The 19951-nt window shown below is 71.7% G+C and carries 13 protein-coding genes; 4 read left to right on the forward strand and 9 right to left on the reverse strand.

What is annotated here, in order from left to right; all coding sequences use genetic code 11:
* The first annotated feature begins 36 nt into the window (after positions 1–36).
* A complete protein-coding gene (locus AS857_RS18515) occupies positions 37–1011 on the forward strand; it encodes an acyl-ACP desaturase (RefSeq protein WP_058044420.1) in 975 nt (324 codons plus the stop codon).
* Positions 1012–1400: 389 nt separating this feature from the next.
* Here the strand turns inward: AS857_RS18515 and pepN (AS857_RS18520) are convergent, their stop codons facing one another.
* The 5 genes from pepN (AS857_RS18520) to AS857_RS18540 form a co-directional block, all read right to left on the reverse strand.
* Positions 1401–3974, reverse strand: a complete 2574-nt coding sequence (gene pepN / locus AS857_RS18520; RefSeq protein WP_058044421.1) for an aminopeptidase N — start codon at positions 3972–3974, stop codon at positions 1401–1403.
* A gap of 146 nt (positions 3975–4120) precedes the next feature.
* Positions 4121–5149, reverse strand: coding sequence for an aspartate-semialdehyde dehydrogenase (locus tag AS857_RS18525; protein WP_058044422.1), 1029 nt, complete (start codon positions 5147–5149; stop codon positions 4121–4123).
* A 155-nt stretch (positions 5150–5304) separates the two neighbouring features.
* Positions 5305–5592, reverse strand: coding sequence for a carboxypeptidase-like regulatory domain-containing protein (locus AS857_RS18530; protein ID WP_058044423.1), 288 nt, complete (start codon positions 5590–5592; stop codon positions 5305–5307).
* A 51-nt stretch (positions 5593–5643) separates the two neighbouring features.
* Positions 5644–6561, reverse strand: coding sequence for a trypsin-like serine peptidase (locus tag AS857_RS18535; RefSeq protein ID WP_058044424.1), 918 nt, complete (start codon positions 6559–6561; stop codon positions 5644–5646).
* 194 nt (positions 6562–6755) lie between these two features.
* The gene (locus AS857_RS18540; RefSeq protein ID WP_058044425.1) at positions 6756–10061 is read right to left on the reverse strand and encodes a S8 family serine peptidase; all 3306 of its coding nucleotides are present in this window, start codon (positions 10059–10061) and stop codon (positions 6756–6758) included.
* 493 nt (positions 10062–10554) lie between these two features.
* Between AS857_RS18540 and AS857_RS18545 the strand changes: the two genes are divergently transcribed.
* Positions 10555–12303: a TIGR03767 family metallophosphoesterase gene (locus AS857_RS18545; RefSeq protein ID WP_058044426.1), complete on the forward strand. Its 1749-nt coding sequence runs from the start codon at positions 10555–10557 to the stop codon at positions 12301–12303.
* Between the two features lie 4 nt (positions 12304–12307).
* Here AS857_RS18545 and AS857_RS18550 read toward each other — a convergent pair whose 3' ends face one another.
* Together AS857_RS18550 and pepN (AS857_RS18555) are read right to left on the reverse strand one after the other, a co-directional pair.
* Positions 12308–13363 (reverse strand): hypothetical protein, encoded by a 1056-nt coding sequence (locus tag AS857_RS18550; RefSeq protein WP_058044427.1) that lies wholly within the window; start codon positions 13361–13363, stop codon positions 12308–12310.
* Between the two features lie 221 nt (positions 13364–13584).
* On the reverse strand, positions 13585–16176 hold the full coding sequence (gene pepN / locus AS857_RS18555; RefSeq protein ID WP_058044428.1) for an aminopeptidase N: 2592 nt from the start codon (positions 16174–16176) through the stop codon (positions 13585–13587).
* 106 nt (positions 16177–16282) lie between these two features.
* On the opposite strand from pepN (AS857_RS18555), the gene AS857_RS18560 reads away from it, so the two are divergent.
* Together AS857_RS18560 and AS857_RS18565 are read left to right on the forward strand one after the other, a co-directional pair.
* Positions 16283–16921 carry a DsbA family oxidoreductase gene (locus tag AS857_RS18560; RefSeq protein WP_058044429.1) on the forward strand — a complete coding sequence of 213 codons (639 nt, stop codon included), beginning with the start codon at positions 16283–16285 and terminating at the stop codon, positions 16919–16921.
* A gap of 45 nt (positions 16922–16966) precedes the next feature.
* Positions 16967–17560, forward strand: coding sequence for a hypothetical protein (locus AS857_RS18565; RefSeq protein ID WP_058044430.1), 594 nt, complete (start codon positions 16967–16969; stop codon positions 17558–17560).
* A gap of 102 nt (positions 17561–17662) precedes the next feature.
* Here AS857_RS18565 and AS857_RS18570 read toward each other — a convergent pair whose 3' ends face one another.
* Together AS857_RS18570 and AS857_RS18575 are read right to left on the reverse strand one after the other, a co-directional pair.
* Complete coding sequence (locus AS857_RS18570) at positions 17663–18301, reverse strand: superoxide dismutase (RefSeq protein ID WP_058044431.1); 639 nt, start codon at positions 18299–18301, stop codon at positions 17663–17665.
* 189 nt (positions 18302–18490) lie between these two features.
* Positions 18491–19903, reverse strand: coding sequence for an amino acid permease (locus AS857_RS18575; RefSeq protein ID WP_058044432.1), 1413 nt, complete (start codon positions 19901–19903; stop codon positions 18491–18493).
* Positions 19904–19951 lie beyond the last annotated feature (48 nt).

A 19951-nucleotide genomic window follows, 5' to 3' on the forward strand; every position in this document is an offset into this window, starting at 1 on the left:
GAACCGTAAGTGTGATCATTCCCCCAGGAGCTGTCCGTGACCATCGCCCCCCTCCGCCACCACGCCCGGGCCGTATGGAGCGACAGCCGCCTGCTGTACGCCCTCGAAGAGGTCGTCGAGACCGAGCTCAACCGGCACCTGAAGGTCGCCAAGGAGTGGATGCCGCACGAGTACGTGCCCTGGAGCGACGGGCGCAACTTCGACGGCATCATGGGCGGGGAGGCCTGGGCGCCCGAGCAGTCCAAGGTCACCGACATCGGGCGCACCGCCCTCGTGGTCAACCTCCTCACCGAGGACAACCTCCCCAGCTACCACCACGAGATCGCCCAGCTCTTCGGCCGCGACGGCGCCTGGGGCACGTGGGTGCACCGCTGGACGGCGGAGGAGGGCCGGCACGGCATCGTCATGCGGGACTACCTGCTGACCTCGCGGGCCGTCGACCCCGTCGCCCTGGAGCGGTTCCGGATGTCGCACATGAGCGAGGGCTTCGAGTCCGACAACCGGCACAGCATGCTGCACTCCGTCGCCTACGTGGCCTTCCAGGAGCTCGCCACCCGCATCTCCCACCGCAACACCGGCCACCACTCCGGTGACCCCGTCTGCGACCGGATGCTCGCCCGCATCGCCACGGACGAGAACCTCCACATGGTCTTCTACCGCAACCTGCTCGGGAAGGCGTTCGAGCTCGCGCCCGACCAGACGATGTCGGCGGTCCGCGACGTCGTCGTGAACTTCCGGATGCCCGGCCACGGCATCCCCGGCTTCGAGCGGGCCGCGGCGCAGATGGCGATCGGCGGGATCTACAACCTCCGCATCCACCACGACGACGTCCTCCAGCCGGTCCTGCGCTTCCTGAAGGTCCTGGAGATCACCGGCCTGGGCCCGGAGGGCCTCCGCGCCCAGGAGGAACTGGGCCTGTTCATGAACGGCCTCGACGACCAGGCCACGAAGTTCGACGAGCGGCGCGCCGCGCTGCTGGCGCGCCGCGCCGCGAGGGCGGAGCAGGCCTGAGGCGAGGCCTCGCACCCCGGCGCCCGGGGCCGTCGGCCCCGGCGTCTTCCGGGGGCCCCGGCCTGCAGGCCCGGGAATCTCCTCCCGCCGCGGCGGTGAGAAACCCCCGCGGTGCAGCCCGGCGGTGCCGAGCTCGGCTGGGCCGGGTCCGGTACCGCCGGTGTACGCCGTTGTGGCTGAGCGCCGTCGCGGCGGTTCTGTGAGGCCGGGCCTCACGACCGAGAGCGCGGGCCGCAGGGTTGGCAGGCCCCGGCATCTCCTCCCGCCTCGGCGCGTTCTGTGAGGCCGGGCCTCACCGCCAAGGCGCGGCAGGCCCCGTAAACGACCGAGGGTGCCCCCGGCTCGGTCCGAGCCGGGGGCACCCTCGTCCGCGTTTCGCGCAGCGCGCGCTAGCTCGCCGCGGCCGCGTCGGCCGCCTGGGCCTTGAGCGCGCGCTCGACGCCCGAGCGGGACTCCATCACCAGGCGCCGCAGCGCAGCGTTCGGCTCGGCGGAGGACAGCCACGCGTCCGTCGCGTCCAGGGTCTCCTGGGAGACCAGCAGCGCGGGGTACAGCCCGATCGCGATCTGCTGGGCGATCTCGTGGCTGCGGCTCTCCCACACGGACTTGATCGCCGCGAAGTACTTCTCGCTGTACGGGGCGAGCAGCTCGCGCTGGTCGGCCTGGACGAAGCCGCCGATGACGGCTTCCTGCACGGCGTTGGGCAGGGCCGCCGACTCGACGACCGACTTCCACGCCGCGTCCTTGGCCTCGGCCGTGGGCTGCGAGGCGCGCGCCGCCGCGGCGTACCGCTCGCCCGCCGAGGTCCGGTCCCGCTCCAGCTCGGCCGCGATCGCGGCCTCGTCCGCGCGCCCGGTGGCCGCGAGGCGGCCGAGCAGGGCCCAGCGCAGCTCGGTGTCGACGGCGAGGCCGCCGATCTCCTCGGTGCCGTCGAGGAGGCCCTGCAGCAGGGCGAGCTGCTCGTCCGTACGGGCGGTGGCGGCGAAGGCCCGCGCCCAGGCGAGCTGGTGGTCGCTGCCCGGCTCGGCCGACTTCAGGTGGGCGAGCGCAGCCTCGGTCCACTGGGCCAGGCCCGTCGCACGCCACTCGGGGGCGGCGTAGAGGTCCAGGGCCAGCTTGACCTGCCGCTGCAGCGACTGCACGACGCCGATGTCCGACTCCTTGGCGATGCCGGAGAGGACGAGCGCGAGGTAGTCGCGGGCGGCGAGCTCGCCGTCGCGCGTCATGTCCCAGGCGGAGGCCCAGCACAGGGCGCGCGGCAGGGACTCGGTGAAGTCGCCGAGGTGGGCGGTGACGGTCGCGAGCGACTGCTCGTCGAGACGGACCTTGGCGTACGACAGGTCGTCGTCGTTGAGCAGCACGACGGCCGGCCGGGGCTTGCCGACGAGCGCGTCGACGGGCGTCAGCTCACCGTCGACGTCGAGCTCGATCCGCTCCTTGCGGACGAGCTTGCCGCCCTCCAGCTCGTACAGGCCGACGGCGATCCGGTGCGGCCGCAGCGTCGGCTCGCCCTTGGCGCCGGAGGGCAGGGCGGGGGCCTCCTGGCGGACGGCGAAGGAGGTGATGACGCCGGAGGCGTCGGTCTCGATCTCCGGGCGCAGGATGTTGATGCCGGCGGTCTCCAGCCACAGCTTCGACCAGGTGGTCAGGTCGCGGCCGGAGGTCTCCTCCAGCGCGCCGAGCAGGTCGGTGAGGCGGATGTTGCCGAAGGCGTGCGCCTTGAAGTACGCCTGGACGCCGCGGAAGAACGCGTCCTCGCCCACGTAGGCGACGAGCTGCTTGAGGACGGAGGCGCCCTTGGCGTAGGTGATGCCGTCGAAGTTGACGAGCACGTCGTCCAGGTCGCGGATCTCGGCCATGATCGGGTGGGTGGACGGCAGCTGGTCCTGCCGGTACGCCCAGGTCTTCATGGAGTTGGCGAAGGTCGTCCACGCGTGGGGCCACCGCGAGCCCGGCGCGGAGGCCTGGCAGGCGATCGAGGTGAAGGTGGCGAACGACTCGTTCAGCCACAGGTCGTTCCACCACTCCATGGTGACCAGGTCGCCGAACCACATGTGGGCCAGCTCGTGGAGGATCGTCTCGGCGCGCCCCTCGTACGCGGCGTCCGTCACCTTCGAGCGGAAGACGTACTGGTCGCGGATGGTGACCGCGCCCGCGTTCTCCATCGCGCCCGCGTTGAACTCCGGCACGAACAGCTGGTCGTACTTGGGGAAGGGGTAGGGGTAGGCGAACTTCTCCTCGAACCAGTCGAAGCCCTGGCGCGTCACCTCGAAGATGTGGTCCGCGTCCAGGAACTCGGCCAGCGAGGGGCGGCAGTAGATGGCCAGCGGAATGCTGCGGCCGTCCTTCTCGTACGCGCTGTGCACGCTGTGGTACGGGCCGGCGATCAGGGCCGTGATGTACGTGGAGATCCGCTGGGTCGGCTCGAAGCGCCACACGTTGTCGGCGGGCCGCTCGGGGGTCGGCGAGTTGGAGATGACCGTCCAGCCCTCGGGGGCCTTCACGGTGAAGGTGAAGACGGCCTTGAGGTCGGGCTGCTCGAAGGAGGCGAAGACGCGCCGCGCGTCGGGCACCTCGAACTGGGTGTAAAGGTAGGCCTGCTGGTCGACCGGGTCGACGAAGCGGTGCAGGCCCTCGCCGGTGTTGGTGTACGCGCAGTCCGCGACGACCTTCAGCTCGTTGCGCCCGGCCACCAGGCCCGGCAGCGCGATCCGGCTGTCCGCGAACACCTCGGCCACGTCGAGCGCGGTCCCGTTCAGCACGACCTCGTGCACCGTGGGCGCCACCAGGTCGATGAACGTCTCCGCGCCCGCCTCGGCCGCGTCGAACCGCACCACGGTCTCGGAGCGGTAGGTGCCCCCCTCCTGCGCGCCGGAGAGATCGAGGTCGATCTCGTACGCGTCGACGGTCAGCAGACGAGCCCGCCGCTGCGCTTCTTCGCGGGTCAGATTCGTTCCAGGCACCTGGGCATCTCCTTAACTTCGCGACTTTCCGGCCATCCTTCCACGCCGGGTGCCCCGGGCGGGCCGGTGTTTTTCCGCAAGCGAAACGTCCGCGCCACCCGGCCCGGAGCGGGCGGGGTGGCGCGGACGTACGGAAAAGGGGTCGGTCAGCCCTTGAGCTCGGCGGCGACCAGCTCCGCGATCTGCACCGCGTTGAGCGCCGCGCCCTTGCGGAGGTTGTCGTTCGAGAGGAAGAGCGCGAGGCCGTGCTCGACGGTCTCGTCCTCGCGGATGCGGCCCACGTAGGAGGCGTCCTTGCCGGCGGCCTGCAGCGGGGTGGGGATCTCGGAGAGCTCGACGCCCGGGGCGTCCTTGAGCAGCTCGTACGCGCGCTCGACGCTGACCGGACGCTCGAAGCGGGCGTTGACCTGCAGCGAGTGGCCGGAGAAGACGGGGACGCGGACGCAGGTGCCGGAGACCTTGAGGCCCGGGATCTCCAGGATCTTCCGGGACTCGTTGCGCAGCTTCTGCTCCTCGTCCGTCTCGAAGCGGCCGTCGTCGACGATCGAGCCGGCCAGCGGCAGCACGTTGAAGGCGATGGGGCGCTTGTAGACGCCGGGCTCGGGGAACTCGACGGCCTCGCCGTCGTGGGCGAGCTCGGGGGCCCGCTCGCCGACCGCGCGGACCTGGCCGTCGAGCTCGGCGACGCCGGCGACGCCCGAGCCGGAGACGGCCTGGTAGGTGGTGGCGACGAGGGCGGTCAGACCGGCCTCCTCGTGCAGCGGCCGCAGCACCGGCATGGCGGCCATGGTGGTGCAGTTCGGGTTGGCGATGATGCCCTTGGGGCGGTCCTTGACCGCGTGCGGGTTGACCTCGGAGACGACGAGGGGGACCTCGGGGTCCATGCGCCAGGCCGAGGAGTTGTCGATCACGACGGCGCCCTGTCCGGCGACCTTCTCGGCCAGCGCCCGGGAGGTCGCGCCGCCGGCGGAGAACAGCACGATGTCCAGGCCGGTGTAGTCGGCCGTGGCGGCGTCCTCGACCGTGATCTCCGTGCCCTGCCAGGGGAGGGTGGACCCGGCGGAGCGCGCCGAGGCGAACAGGCGCAGCTCGCTGACCGGGAACGCCCGGTCGGCGAGGATCTTGCGCATGACTCCGCCGACCTGCCCGGTGGCTCCGACGATTCCGATCCTCATGAGGGCTCCCTACTCATGTACATCACATGCAACATGCAACCTGCTGCCAGGGACGTCGCGCCTGGCACGCCGGTTCCATCATGTGGTCACACCCGCCCCAAAAGTCCAATCCTTTGACCGGTGTGCGGGACGGGGCCGGGCGAAGCGGGAAATCTTCAGCCCAGGCGCAGGTCGGCCCGGACATCCTCCGGGCGGGCGGCGGGAGCGGCGGTGACGTGCACCCGGGCGGTCGCGGTCCCGCCGTCCGCCCGGCACAGGAGGGTGTAGGCCCCCTCGGCCGGGGCGGTGAGTGCGAAGCGGCCCTCGCCGTCGGTGACGGCGGCGACCTCGGGCAGCGGCACCGGCCCGTCGGCGAAGGCCACGCGGGCGCCGGCGACGGGCGCGCCCGCGGCGTCGCGGACCGTGCCGCGGATCACGCCGGCGGGCGCGGAGGGGTCGTTCATACGGATCGGGTGTTCCCTCGGGTGGTCGGCCGGGTGGTCATACGGATCGGGTCACGCCTTCCAGGCCACGAAGTTGTTGTAGACCGGCGTGGTGATCCGGGTCCCGGAGTTCACCCGGGCCCCGCCGTACGCGTGGACGGCGACCCCGTACCGGTCGTTGCCGATGATCCGGTAGACGGAGCTGCCGCTCTGCCCGCCGAAGGTGTCGATGTCGTAGTACACCTTGCGCGGGCCCACCGAGTCGATGCGGCGCGCGTCGTACCAGAGCGTGGCGTACGGCTTGTCGGCCGGATAGCCGGCGATGTTGCCGGTGACCTGGAGCAAATCCGCGTCGGACCAGACGCCGAAGCCGAACCAGCCGGTCTGTGCGCCGAGGTCCGTCGGCAGGATGATCGCGCCGTAGTCGAAGTTCTCGTCGCCGCTGCCGGTCCAGCCGGTGACCGACCGGAAGCTCGTGCTGACGACCGGGCCGTAGCAGACCGTGCCGCCGTTGCGCCCGGGCCACACCTTGATGCTGCGGACCCAGCCGTCCCGCCCGGGCACGCCGCTGTTCTTGATGAAGACGACGTGCCCGGCGGTGGCGACGGTGTGCGGGCCGATGAACCAGCCGGTGCCGAGCCAGCTGCTGCCGTCCGCGGCCGTGATCTCCAGGAAGCAGTGCACGCGCCACGGGTAGACGCAGGTGTTGGTGATCTGCACCCGGTCGTCCGGCCCGTGGACGGTCTCCGGGCCGGCGGGGGGCCCGAACGAGGCCTCGCCGATGTCGGGGACGAGGCCGCCGAAGGCGTCGTCGGCCTCGGGCGGCTCCGGCAGCCGGTAGCCCTCGACGGGCTCGGTGCCGGTGGAGCTGCCCGGGGCGGGCTTGCCGCCCGCGCCCGTGCCGGGCAGCTGGACCACGGGTTGTCCGTCGGCGGGCAGCAGGCCCGCCGCGGGGTCGCTGGAGACGGGGGTGTGGGGGTCCTGGGGCATGGCAGAAACCGTCCCTTCGACGGCAAGGTCCGCAGACCGCATCGAATAGGGCGTAAGCGCACCCTGTGCTCGAATTTCCTCCGGGAATCCGGGCCACGGTAGGAGCGCGGAGGAGCGCACGATTGGGATCTCGAAGCGCGGAAGGGGCGGGCGCCCATACCGTGCGCCCGCCCCTCGTCATTCCGTACGTACGGCTAGCCGACGACCTTCTCGATCTTCACGCTGCCGTTCCCCGCGACCGTCCCGGCCGCGTTGACCAGCTGCACGTCCCCGAAGAAGGAGCGTCCCTCCGGAGCCGCGCCCGCCACCACGACCTCGGCCGCGACCTGCGCGGACTGCCCGGCGCCGAGCTTGACGGCGGAGCCGTCGGCGACCTTGATCTCACCCAGCGAGGGGGCGAAGTACACGTCGCGGTAGTCGTACGCGGTCGAGCCCGCGGGCACCGAGTAGCCCGTGACCTCGACGGTGTACTCGCCCGCTGCCGGCTTGGCCAGGCTCACGAGCTCGTCGGAGCCGCCGCTGGTGGAGGAGCCCACGGCCCTGCCGTCCTTGTAGACGGTCAGGTCCAGGTCGGCCTTGGCGTCGGCGGCGGCGCCGATCGCGGCGTCGAAGCGGGTGACGCCGGCCCCGAGCGTGACCTTGGTGACCTGCTTCTCCCCCTCCTTGATCTCCGGCCGGGCGATCTTCGAGGAGCCCAGCTGCCCGCCCTTGAGCCTGCCCTCCAGCGCCGCGAAGCCGTTGACGGCCTTCCAGGAGACGGCGGCCGGGGTGCCGACCTTCGCCTCGGCGACGGTCTGCGTCGCCGGGTCGAAGGTGACGCCGAGCGCGGTGGCCGTCAGCGTGTAGGGGTTCTCCAGCAGCGGGGAGGTGCGCCGCGACTCGACCTCGATCTCCCAGACGCCCGGCAGCGGGTTGGCGTAGCTGCGCAGGTCCGGGCGGCAGGTGTTGGCCGGGTTCGGGTAGTTCGGGTAGCAGTTGACCGTGGAGGTCGGGTCGACCGGCACGCCGTAGGGGTTGATCGCGATGAACCGGGTCTGGCTGTCCTTGGCCAGGTCGCCGAGCGCGACCTCCAGCGTCTTCGCGCCCTTCGGCACGCTGACGAAGTACGAGGTGGTGGCGTTGCGCACGGCCTTGGCGGCCTTCTTGACCACGTAGGACGGCGCGGCGACCGGCTCGGCGGCGACGACGGTCGTGAGGACCTGCTTGTCGATGCCCTCGGTGCGGTCGTCGTCCACGGTGAGGATCGCGCTGTGCAGGCCTGCCGTCCTCGGCTTCGCCTGGACCTTGACGGTCACGGGCTTGTTCAGCGGCAGCTTGACCTCGTCGTCACCGGCGAGCTTGAAGGTGCCGTCGTTGTTGCGCCACTTCAGCTCGTGCCACACGGCCTTGTCGGGCCCGGAGGTGCGGGTGACCGTCACGTCGTAGGTGCGGCTCTCGCCGGCCTTCGGGCCGCCCTCGCGGTCGTAGAGGCCGGTGCCGAAGCCGGGGGTCTTGAGCGCCGGGGAGAGCGCGGTGGAGACGGGCGCCTTCACGGTGTAGTCGTGGGCGGTGGCGCGGTGGCGCAGCGCCTCCCAGGCGTCCTCGATGTTGATCAGGCCGGCGCCCTGCTCGTAGGCCTGCGCGCCCTTGATCTGCTTGGCGGTGCTGGTGAGCGCCGTGCGCAGGTCGGCCGGGGTGAGCTTCGTCTTCTTCTGCTTGGCGGCCGAGATCAGCAGCGCGGAGGCGCCGGCGGCCTGCGGGGAGGCCATCGAGGTGCCCTGCAGCATGCCGTAGCCGGGCGGCAGGTCGTAGCCGGCCTCCTTGACGGGGGCGCCGGGCTCCCAGGTCGGCGTGGTGTTGACCGAGGCGCCGGGGGCGGTGATCGTCGGGGTGAAGCCGCCGTCCTCGCGCGGGCCGCGGGAGGAGAAGGGCATCATCGCGTACTTGGTCTTCACCTCCGAGCCGTAGTTGGCCGCCCAGGTCTCCTTGGAGACCGACGCGCCGACGCTGATGACCTTGTCGGCCAGGCCGGGGTCGCCGATGGTGTTGGCGCCGGGACCGCTGTTGCCCGCGGAGATCACCAGCTGCACGCCGTAGGTGTCGATGAGGCGCGTGTAGAGCTCGGAGCGGGCGTTGTTGCCGTCGTTGAGCGCGGGGAGGCCGCCGATCGACATGTTGACGATGTCGACGCCGCGGTTGACCACGAGGTCGATCATGCCCTCGGTCAGGGCGACGTTGGTGCAGCCGCCGCTCCAGGTGCAGGCGCGCGAGGAGACGAGCTTGGCGCCGGGGGCCGCGCCGTTCATCTTCCCGCCGAAGAGGCCGTTGGCCGCGGTGATGCCCGCGACGTGCGTGCCGTGCTCGGACTCGATGACGCCGATGCTGACGAAGTCGGCCTTCTTGCCGACCCAGTCGCCGCCCTTCGGGTCCATCGGCACGTCCTTGCGGATCTGCACGACGAAGGGGATGCGCTCGGCGATCGCGGTGTCGGGGTCGTCCTTGCCGAAGTACCCGACCTGGAAGCCGTCCTTGTACGGCTTGAGCTCCTCGTCGTTGCCGAAGTCGGCGTCGTCGCCGAGGTCGACGCGGACGGTGCCCTTGGCCTTGTCGTAGAGGACCGCCCAGGAGTCGGTGGTGTCGCCGTCCCGGTTGAGGTCGCCCTTCATGTCGCCGCCGGCGGTGGCGTTCTCCCGGAACAGGGCCACCTGGTACGGGCCGTTGCCGGGCACCGTGTAGCTGCGGCCGTTGAAGGAGAAGGACGGGCCGGAGACGTCGGCCGTCATCGGCAGCCAGGTGCCGTCCTGGTCGGTGAGCGGGTCGGTCGCGGTGACCCAGTCGACGATCTTGCGCTCGCCGGTGGTGGTCCTCTGCAGCGCCGGGTGGCCCAGGTCGATGCCCGAGTCGAGGATGCCGATGGTCACGCCCCGGCCGTCGGCCCCGGGGTGGTCCTCGACGAAGTCCACGGCGCCGGTCTCGAAGGCCGGCTGGTAGGGGTTCTTCGCCGGGGTGTCCTTGCCCGGCGCGGGGAAGCTGCCGGCCTTGGCGCCGCGGGCGCCCTCGGCGGCGTCGGCGCGCGGCGTCGGGTCCGGGAGCTTGATCTCCTGCCGGAGGTCGATGCCGTGCACCGAGCCGAGCTTCTGCGCCTCGGCGATGGCGGCGTCGGCCTTGGGCGTGGGGACGGTGGCCCGGACGTAACCGAGCTTGTCGTCCGTGCGGCCGACCGACGCGCCCTTGATGGCACCGAGCTTGCCGGCGACCTGACCGGTCTGCCCGGGCGCGGTGGCGATCATCATCGTGACCGTCTTCTCGCCGCCGGCCTTGGCCCCGGCGAGCAGGGCGGCGTCGTGCGAACCGAGCTTGTCCGCGGGCGATTTGACCGGGCCCGGAGCGGGCAGCGGGTCGTCGGCGAAGGCGGGCGCGGCGCCCGCGGCGGTGAGGGCGGCCACGAGGGAGGCCGCGACGGCTATTCGGACGGAGCGTCTCGCGCCGCCGGGGCGCGTGTTACGGGATTCGGGGGTCATGTCCATCCCTGGTTTGACGTGAAGTGCCGCTGAACAGCGGGCGTCCGGAAATCGGAGCCGGATGACCGATCACTTTTATGGAAGTGACGGGGGTTTGGGGAGAGTTGTCGGAGAGGGAACGTAAGGATGGCGTAAACCCGCCAGGCGCCAGTCGGGAGGAAGCGTGACGGAGGCCGTGAAGCGGTCAGCGGCGTTCCCGCAGCTCAGAGGCTGTAGGGCAAACGGACTACAGCTCCGGCCCCAGAACCTGCCCAGTGTTCCACCCGAGAGTGAACGCTGAGTGAGCGTCAGTCCGCCAGGGGACGAGTGCTGTATGTCCGTTCGCATTCGCCAAGATCGATGTGCGGTGATCGGCGGCGGCCGTTGCGGCCGCGTTCACGCCCAGGTCACCCCCGCTGCCAACGATCCTCGGTAGGAAGGATCGCTGCCGGCAACGCTCCGCAGCCCGGAGCCCGCTCCAGCCCGCTTCGCGTTCGCACTCGGGGAGACCGCTATGCACCGCAGATCAGACAGATCCGCAGACGCCCGCCTCGACCGCCGTACGTTCCTCGCGGCAGCGGGGGCCGTGACCACCGCCACCGGCATCGGCCTGGCCCTGGGGGCGGACCCGGTGCCGGCCGTGGCCCAGCCGCCGGATCCGAGCACGTCCGGGGCGGCGCAGGCCGCCTCGGCGAGCGCGGACGCCGCGGCCGTGGCCGGTCCGAACGGCGCCGGGACCACCCTCGTCTCGGTGGCCGCCCCGCGCGGCGCCTCCGGCTACCGCAAGCTCGGCGACGGCCCCGGCTGGCCGCGGCAGGTGCGCGGCGAGCTGGCGGGGGCGCAGCGCGGCCGCGAGGACCGGCGCACGACGCTGGCCTCCTTCGTGCAGTTCACCGACCTACACCTGACGGACGTGCAGCACCCGCTGCGCTACGAGTTCTTCCGCTCCGGCGAGCCCGGCGCGTGGCGTCCGCACGAGGCGCTGACCCTGCCCGGCGTGGTGTCGCTGATCGAGCGCGTGAACAAGCTTCGGCACGGGCCCGCGACCGGTGCGCCGCTGTCCTTCGTCATCACCACCGGGGACAACGGCGACGAGAACGCACGGATCGAGGTCGAGTGGTTCCTCACCGCCATGAGCGGCGGCCGCATGAACCCCAACACCGGTGACCCGCGCCACTACGAGGGCGTCCAGAACAGCGGGCTGAAGCTCTTCTGGCAGCCCGAGAGCGCCCTGCGCGACCAGGACAAGCAGGCCGGCTTCCCGCGCATCCCCGGCTACCTCGGCGCCGCCACCCGCCAGGTCAACAGCCCCGGCCTGAACATCCCCTGGTACTCCACCTACGGCAACCACGACGGCCTCTCCGGCGGCTGCTACCCGGCCGCGGGCACCTTCATCGCCGAGGCCGCGACCGGCAACAAGAAGCTCCAGACCATCTCCCCCGCCGAGGCCAAGTGGCTGATGGAGGGCGAGTCCAAGGGCGTCGACCCCAAGGGCAAGCGGATCGAGGAGCTGCTGAAGGCGCACCGGAAGGAGATGCGTACCGTCACCGCCGATCCCCGCCGCGTGCCGCTGACCTCCCGGCAGTACGTGGCCGCGCACCTCGACGCCCGCTACAAGGGCCGCGGCCCCGTCGGCCACGGCTACACCCGCGACAACCTCGACTCGGGCGACCTCTACTACTCCTTCAGGATCTCCGACAAGGTCATCGGCATCAGCCTCGACACCACCGACCCCGGAGGCCACTACCAGGGCTCGCTCGGCACCGGCCAACTGCGCTGGCTGGAGCGCACCTTGAAGCGCTACGCGGACAAGTACGCGCTCGTCTTCAGCCACCACCCCAGCTGGAGCATGGACAACCTCACCCCCGACCCCACCCACCCCGGCGAGGACCGCCACGACGGCAACGAGCTGATCGCCGTCCTCCAGGGCCACAACAACGTCCTCGCCTGGATCAACGGCCACAGCCACCGCAACCGGATCCGCCCCCGCGGCACCTTCTGGGAGATCGCCACCGCCTCGCACGTCGACTACCCGCAGCTCGCGCGCGTCATCGAGATCGCGGACAACCACGACGGCACGGTCTCGCTGTTCACCACGCTCATCGAGTCCGCCGCCCCCTACCGCACCGACCTCGGCGACCTCTCCCAGACCGGACTCGCCTCCCTCTACCGGGAACTGGCCTTCAACGCCCCCGGATCGGATGTCTCCCTGGCCGGCGCGCCCGCCGACCGCAACACCGAGCTGCTGCTCTCCCGGCGCTGAGCCGTCACCGGGGCAGCACCACCAGATACGCGGCAGGGTCGCGGTCGGCCGACGCCATCAGGGCGGTACGGACCACCGCGGCCTGCTGCTCGGGGGTCTCGCGCAGCTTCTTCGGCGTGATGTGCACGACCATGACCCCCAGCCGCTCCAGGTGCTCCCGCTTGCGGAACTGCGCCGACCACACCGCGTCGTCGTCCTGGCGCGGCGTCCGCGAATCGATCTCCACGGCCACGCTGTGCTCGGGCCAGAACGCGTCCACCCGGCCCAGGCACGGGCCTCCCGGCAGCCGCAGGTCCACGTTCCACAGCGGGGCGGGCAGCCGGTGGTCGCGCACCAGGTCGTAGAGCCGGCCCTCGGCGACGGCCCGGCCCTCGGCCAGCAGCGTGTCCACCGCGTCCACCACGTGCGCCCGCGCCAGCAGCCGCGCCCGCGTCAACTCCTTGACGACGGCGGCCGCTTCGCAGTGCCCGCCGCGCACCGCCTCGGCCAGCAGCCGGCGCACCGTGGAGGCGTCGGTGAGCTGGGCGACGGTGTCCGCGACCGCCCGCGCGACCGGCGCCACGGGCACCCCCGTCAGCATCTGCGGGTGCGGCAGGGCGTGGGCCCGCACGATCCGTACGAAGCCGGACGCCCGCAGCCGGCGGGTACGCGGCACGAGCACGTCGATGTGGTCGAGGGCGAGCAGCGGCGGCACGGAGGTGAAGCGGTGCAGGGCCAGCGCCGCCGCACCGGTGATCATCGCGGAGCCGTAGGGGCCGGCCGCCGCCTCCCGGGCCGCGGCGGTGGCGGTGGCGGGGCCCGGCTGGACGGGCGGGCCCTGGGTGCGCGGGACCGTGTACAGCAGGGCGGCGTGCAGCCGCTCCTCGCTGGTGGCGGGCCCCGTGCGGAGCAGGAAGACCCCGGGCAGCAGCTGCTGCCAGGGGCCGCCGGGGCGGCAGCGCTCCCCGGCGGCAGGTCCGGACACACCGTGGTCGCGCAGCTGACGTGCTGTCATGACACGGTGACGGACGTCGGAGAGGTGGTGCAGGGGGCGCGGGGAGAGGGGAGTGTCGGAGTTCATGCCGGGCACGTTCCCGCGCCCGCGGTGGGCCCTAACCCGGTGTTACACGCCCGTCGACAATTCCGGACAACGCCGCCCTAAAGTACGGGTGTTCGACGGTCGCCCCGGCTATCGGCCCGGGAGGGGCGACACCCCTTCTCGCGCTGCCGAAGGCGGCCTCCTGTGTCCGCCCCGGCTGCGGGAGCACCCCGCAGCCGGACCGTACCCCCGTACCCGCGGCCTTAGTCCGCGACGGCGTCCCGTTCCTGCGCCCGCAGCGCACGGGCGAGGTCGTCGCGAGCCTCCAGCACGAGCCGCCGCAGCGCCGCAGGCGCGTCCGCGTGCTCCGCGAGCCACGCGTCGGCCGCACCGAGGGTGCGGGAGTCGTCCTGCAGCATCGGGAACAGCCCCCGCACGACGGCCATGGCGTACTCGATGGACCGCTCGCGCCAGATGCCCTCGATCACCGCGAAGTAGCGCTCGGCGTACTGCGCGAGGAGCTCCCGCTGCCCGGGCTGGTCGAAGCCCGCGATGGTGGCCTCGGCCAGGGCGTTGGAGAGCTTGTCGGAGGCGACGACCGCCTGCCAGGCCTCCTCCTTCACCCCGGCGGAGGGCCGGGAGGCCAGGCAGCGGACGCGGTGCCGTTCGCCGGAGGCGGTGTTGTCGCGGGCGAGCTCCGCGCCGATCGCCGCCTCGTCGGCCGCGCCCTGCGCCGCCAGCGCGGCCAGGAACGCCCAGCGCAGCTCCTGGTCCACCTCCAGCCCGTCGATCTTCGCGGTCCCCTCCAGCAGGCCGCGCAGCAGCTGCAGGTCGGAGGGGGAGGAGGCGAGCTGGGCGACGAAGCGCGCCCACGCCAGCTGGTGGCCGCTGCCGGGCTCGGCGAGCCGCAGCTCGCGCAGCGCGCCCTCGGCGAGGAGCCGGCCGCCCTCCTCGCGCCACTCGGGCGCCGCGTAGTGCACGAGGGCCGTCCGCGCCCACGCCTGCAGCATCTGCAGCACGCCGACCTCGCTCTCGGCGCCCGCGAACCGCTCCACGAGCGAGAGGAAGTCGCGGGCGGGCATCAGCCCGTCGCGGGTGAGGTTCCACAGCGCCGACCAGCACAGGGCGCGCGCGAGCGGGTCCACGAGGTCGCCGAGGTGGGCGCGCAGCGTCGCCAGCGAGCCCTCGTCGAAGCGCACCTTGCAGTACGTCAGGTCGTCGTCGTTGACCAGGATCAGCTCCGGGTGCTCGGCCCCGGCCAGCTCGGCCACGACCGTGCGCGGGCCGGCGACGTCGACCTCGGTGCGGGCGTAGCGCACCAGCGCGCCGCCGGCGTCGCGGCGGTAGAGGCCCACGGCCACGCGGTGCGGGCGCAGCTCGGGGTGCTCGGGCGAGGCCTCCTGCAGGATCGCGAGCTCGGTGATCCGGTCGGCGGCGTCGTACGTGGCGAGCGGCGTGAGCGAGTTGACGCCCGCGGTCTGCAGCCAGGAGCGCGCCCAGGCGCCCATGTCCCGGCCGGAGGTCTCCTCCAGCACCTCCAGCAGGTCGGTCAGGCGGGTGTTGCCGAAGGCGTGCCGCTTGAAGTAGCGCCGGGCGCCCTCCAGGAAGGCGTCGCGCCCCGCGTAGGCGACGAGCTGCTTGAGCACCGAGGCGCCCTTGGCGTAGGTGATGCCGTCGAAGTTGAGCTTGGCCTCCTCCAGGTCGTGGATGTCGGCCGTGACCGGGTGCGTGGAGGGCAGCTGGTCGGCGCGGTACGCCCACGCCTTGCGCCGGTTGGCGAAGGTGATCCAGCCGTGGTCGAAGCGGGTCGCCTCCACCATCGAGAAGGTCCCCATGAAGTCGGCGAAGGACTCCTTCAGCCACAGGTCGTCCCACCACTCCATGGTGACCAGGTCGCCGAACCACATGTGCGCCATCTCGTGCAGGATGACGTTGGCCCGGCCCTCGTAGGACGTCTGCGTCACCTTGCCGCGGAAGACGAACTCCTCGCGGAAGGTCACCAGGCCCGGGTTCTCCATCGCGCCGAGGTTGTACTCGGGCACGAACGCCTGGTCGTACTTCCCGAACGGGTACGGGTAGTCGAAGTTGTCGTGGAAGAAGTCCAGGCCCTGCTTGGTGACGGTGAAGATGTCGTCCGCGTCGAAGTGCCGGGCCAGGCCCTTGCGGCACAGCGCGCCCAGCGGGATCTCCAGGACGGTGCCGTCGGGCAGCTTGCGGCTGTAGTGGTCGCGGACCACGTGGTACGGGCCGGCGACGACCGCCGTGATGTACGTGGAGATCGGCAGCGTCTGCGCGAACCGCCAGGTGGCGGCGGACGGCGCGACCGGCTCGGGCTCGCCCACCTGTGCGCCGTTGCCCAGCACCGTCCAGCCGGCGGGCGCGGTCACCGAGAGGGCGAAGGGCGCCTTGAGGTCCGGCTGCTCGAAGTCGGCGAAGACGCGGCGGGCGTCGGCCGGCTCGTACTGGGTGTAGAGGTAGACCTCGCCGTCCTCGGGGTCCTCGAAGCGGTGCAGGCCCTCGCCGGTCCGGCTGTAGGCGCACTGCGCGTCCACGACCAGGACGTTCTCGGCGGCCAGGTCCGTGAGCGCGATGCGCGAGCCGTCGAAGACGGCGGCCGGGTCCAGGGCGCGGCCGTTCAGGGTCACGGACGTCACGGCGGGCGCCAGCAGGTCGGCGAACGTCGCGGCCCCGGGCTCGGTGCAGCGGAAGCGCACCGTGGTGACCGACCGGAACGTCCGGTGCTCCTGTCCCGCCCCCACCGCGGACCGAAGGTCGAGGGCCACCTCGTAGCCGTCCACGGCCAGCAGCCGGGCCCGCTCGCGGGCCTCCTCGCGGGTCAGGTTCTCACCGGGCACGTCGGGACTCCTTCGGCTGGATGATGTGTCTCTGGCAACAGCGGAATCATGGCACGGGGTGTCTTTGTTGAAACGGCGACCGAATGGCCCTTCTGAGGAGATCTACGTGACTGCCGTGGAGAAGACCCCCGCCGACTTCTGGTTCGACCCGCTGTGCCCCTGGGCCTGGATGACCTCGCGCTGGATGCTGGAGGTCGAGAAGGTCCGCCCGGTCGAGGTGCGCTGGCACGTCATGAGCCTGGCCGTCCTCAACGAGGACAAGCTCGACACGATGGACGAGCGCATGCGCACGATCATGCGGACCGAGGCGTGGGGCCCGGTGCGCGTGTGCATCGCCGCCGCGGCCAAGCACGGCGAGCAGGTCCTCGGCCCGCTCTACACGGCCCTCGGCACCCGCTTCCACAACCAGGGCCTGCCCCGGGACCACGCGACGATCGTCGCCGCCCTGGAAGAGGCGGGCCTGCCGGCCGAGCTCGCGGACGTCGCCCGCTCGGACGCCTTCGACGCCGAGCTGCGCGCCTCGCACGAGGAGGGCATCACCAAGGTCGGCCAGGACGTCGGCACGCCGATCATCGCGGTGCCGGGCGCGGACGGCGAGCAGATCGCCTTCTTCGGCCCCGTCGTCACGCCCGCCCCCAAGGGCGAGGCCGCGGCGAGACTGTGGGACGGCACGCTGCTGGTCGCCTCGACGCCGGGCTTCTACGAGATCAAGCGCACGCGGACGCAGGGCCCGGTCTTCGACTGAGCCCTCCGGCGGGCGATCCGACCCGGCGTCCCTTAATGTCCCGGTATGGGGCAGACCGATCTCACCCCGCCGCTGGGCTTCGACGGGGGCCGGGCGGACGGGGACACGCCGGCCGCAGGCCACTACGCGGAGCTGCCCGTACGCCCGTACGACCTGCTGCTGCGCGCGGGCTGCCGGGCCCTGGTCCCGCTGCGGTCCGCACTGGGCCTGCGCCGCGCGGCGGCGGCCCTGCGCCACTACCTGCGCGGCAACGGCGCCGCCCACCGCGTGGACGCGGAGGCCCTGCTAGCCCTCCCGGCCGTGCGCTCCGCCGCCGGGGAGCAGCTCGACCGCTGGCGCGCCGAGGCCCTGGAGCGGTGGCGCGACGGGCCCCGTACCGCCGCGGCCTACCCCGCGGACAGCGGCTGGCGCGAGGTGGAGCTCCCGCGGACGTGGGGGAGCGTGGACTGGCGGCTGGCACTGCACGCCTTCGAGTACAGGCTGACGGGGACGGTACGGGTCGCCGCCGACGGCACGGCCTCGGCCGACTACCGCTTCGCGGTGCACACCTGCTGGGACGCGGGGCGGTTCGCCCGGCTGCACGACGTGGGGCTCGCGAAGGGGTTCACGGTGACGGGCGAGGCGTTCGGCCACGCATGAACGAGAGTGAGAAGGCCCCCGCGGTGCGGGGGCCTTCTCCGCCTGCTCCGTGAAGGGTGAGAAGACGATCACGAGCAGGACAGCGGTGAATTCCTTACGGAATTACGGAACCAGCAGCAGGTTGCCGCGCTGCTTGGCGGCCTCGAAGCGCTTCGCGACGTCCTGCCAGTTGACGACCGCCCACATGGCGTCGATGAAGTCGACCTTCTGGTTCTTGTACTGCAGGTAGAAGGCGTGCTCCCAGGCGTCGAAGACCAGGATCGGGACCGAGCCCTGGCCGACGTTGCCCTGGTGGTCGTAGACCTGCTCGACGATCAGCTTGCCGCTGATGGGCTCGTAGGCGAGGACGCCCCAGCCGGAGCCCTGGGTGGTCGCGGAGGCCTTGGTCAGCTGCGCCTTGAACTTGGCGAAGGAGCCGAAGGACTCGGCGATGGCGTCGGCGAGCTCGCCCACGCCGTCCTTGTCCAGGGGCTCGCCGCCGCCGTCGCCGGACATGTTCTGCCAGTAGATGCTGTGCAGGATGTGACCGGAGAGGTGGAAGGCCAGGTTCTTCTCCAGGCCGTTGATGGCGCCCCACTGGTCCTTGTCGCGGGCCTCGGCGAGCTGCTCCAGGGTGTCGTTCGCGCCCTTGACGTACGCCGCGTGGTGCTTGTCGTGGTGCAGCTCGATGATCTTCGCGTCGATCGTCGGCTGCAGCGCAGCGTAATCGTAGGGAAGTTCAGGAAGTGTGTAGATGGCCATGCCGAGCCCTCCGACTGCTTATTGCAATTAACTTGCAGGTAGACGCTACCAGCAAGAACAACTGACGGGCCGTAAGGGTCGGCGATCTCCTACGAAAGACCGAGGCGGGCTAGGTCCTGAAGATCAGGACCCAGCCCGCCTCGTGGGGGGTGTGGGTGGTGGCCGAACGGTGCGGTCAGCGGACCGCGGTCAGTGCTTCGCGGCCGTCATGCGCTGCCGGACGTAGCCGATGAGGGCGAGGGCGCCCGTCAGCCCGGCGGTGAAGTACAGCTGGACGCGGGTGTCCTCCTCGCGCAGCATCAGCGAGAGGACCGCCACGATGCCGGCCAGGGCCACCCAGGTCAGACCCGGGAAGAGCCACATCTTCACCACGAGCTTCTCCGGCGCCGAGCGCTCCAGCTGCCGGCGCATCCGCAGCTGGGTGACGGCGATGAAGCCCCACACCACGAGCACCGCGGCGCCCGTCATGTACAGCAGCCACTTGAAGACGGTGTCGGGCCACCAGTAGCTGAGCAGGACGGCGAAGAAGCCGAAGGCGGAGGAGGCGATCACGGTCAGCCGCGGCACGCCGCCGGTGACCTTGGCCAGGAACCGCGGGCCCTCGCCGCGCATGACCAGGGAGTGCGACATCCGGGAGGCGCCGTAGATGTTGGCGTTCATCGCGGAGAGCAGGGCGACCAGGACGATGACGTTCATGATCTGCCCGGCGGCCGGGATGTCGAGGTGCTTGAGCACCGCCACGTAGGGGCCGTCCGTCAGGAGCGCCTTGTCGTTCCAGGGCAGCACGGTGACGATGACCAGCATCGAGCCGACGTAGAAGAGGGCGATCCGCCACATCGCCGTGCGGACGGCCTGGGCGACGCCCTTGACCGGGTGCTCGGACTCGGCCGCCGCGATCGTCACCGTCTCCAGGCCGCCGTAGGCGAAGACGGAGGCGAGCAGGCCCACGACCAGGCCGTTGGCGCCGTTGGGGACGAAGCCGCCGTGACCGGTGAGGTTGTCGGAGCCCGGGGCCTCGGTGCCCGGCAGCGCGCCGAAGATGGCGAGGACGCCCAGGAGGAGGAAGACGCCGATCGCGGCGACCTTGAGCGCCGCGAACCAGAATTCGAACTCGCCGAAGTTGCTGACCGCCGCGAGGTTCGTCCCGCAGAAGACGGCCATGAAGATCAGCACCCACATCCACGAGGCCGTGGAGGGGAACCAGGACTGCATGATGTGGGCCGCACCGATCGCCTCCACGGCGATGCCCACACAGAGCTCGACCCAGAACATCCAGCCGGCGGCGAAGCCAGCCCAGGGGCCTATCGCCTTCTCGGCGTGCACGGAGAACGTGCCCGAGGACGGGTTGGCCGCGGCCATCTCGCCCAGCATCCGCATCACGAGCATCACGAGCAGTCCGGAGACCGCATAGGCGAGCACGATGGCCGGACCGGCCGCGGCGATGCCCGCGCCGGAGCCGACGAAGAGGCCGGCGCCGATGACGCCGCCGAGGGCGATCATCGACAGATGGCGCTGCTTGAGGCCGTGCGACAGATCCGTGCCGCCCGGCGCCTGGTCGCTGACCGCGCGCTCGGGCGCGGAGGTCGCAGAAGTCCGAGTCATGGTCGTGTGTGTCCCGTGGGGTGAGAGCGGAAAAGTTGCCTCAGTGTG

This window comes from Streptomyces roseifaciens, assembly GCF_001445655.1.
Classification (GTDB): domain Bacteria; phylum Actinomycetota; class Actinomycetes; order Streptomycetales; family Streptomycetaceae; genus Streptomyces; species Streptomyces aureoversilis.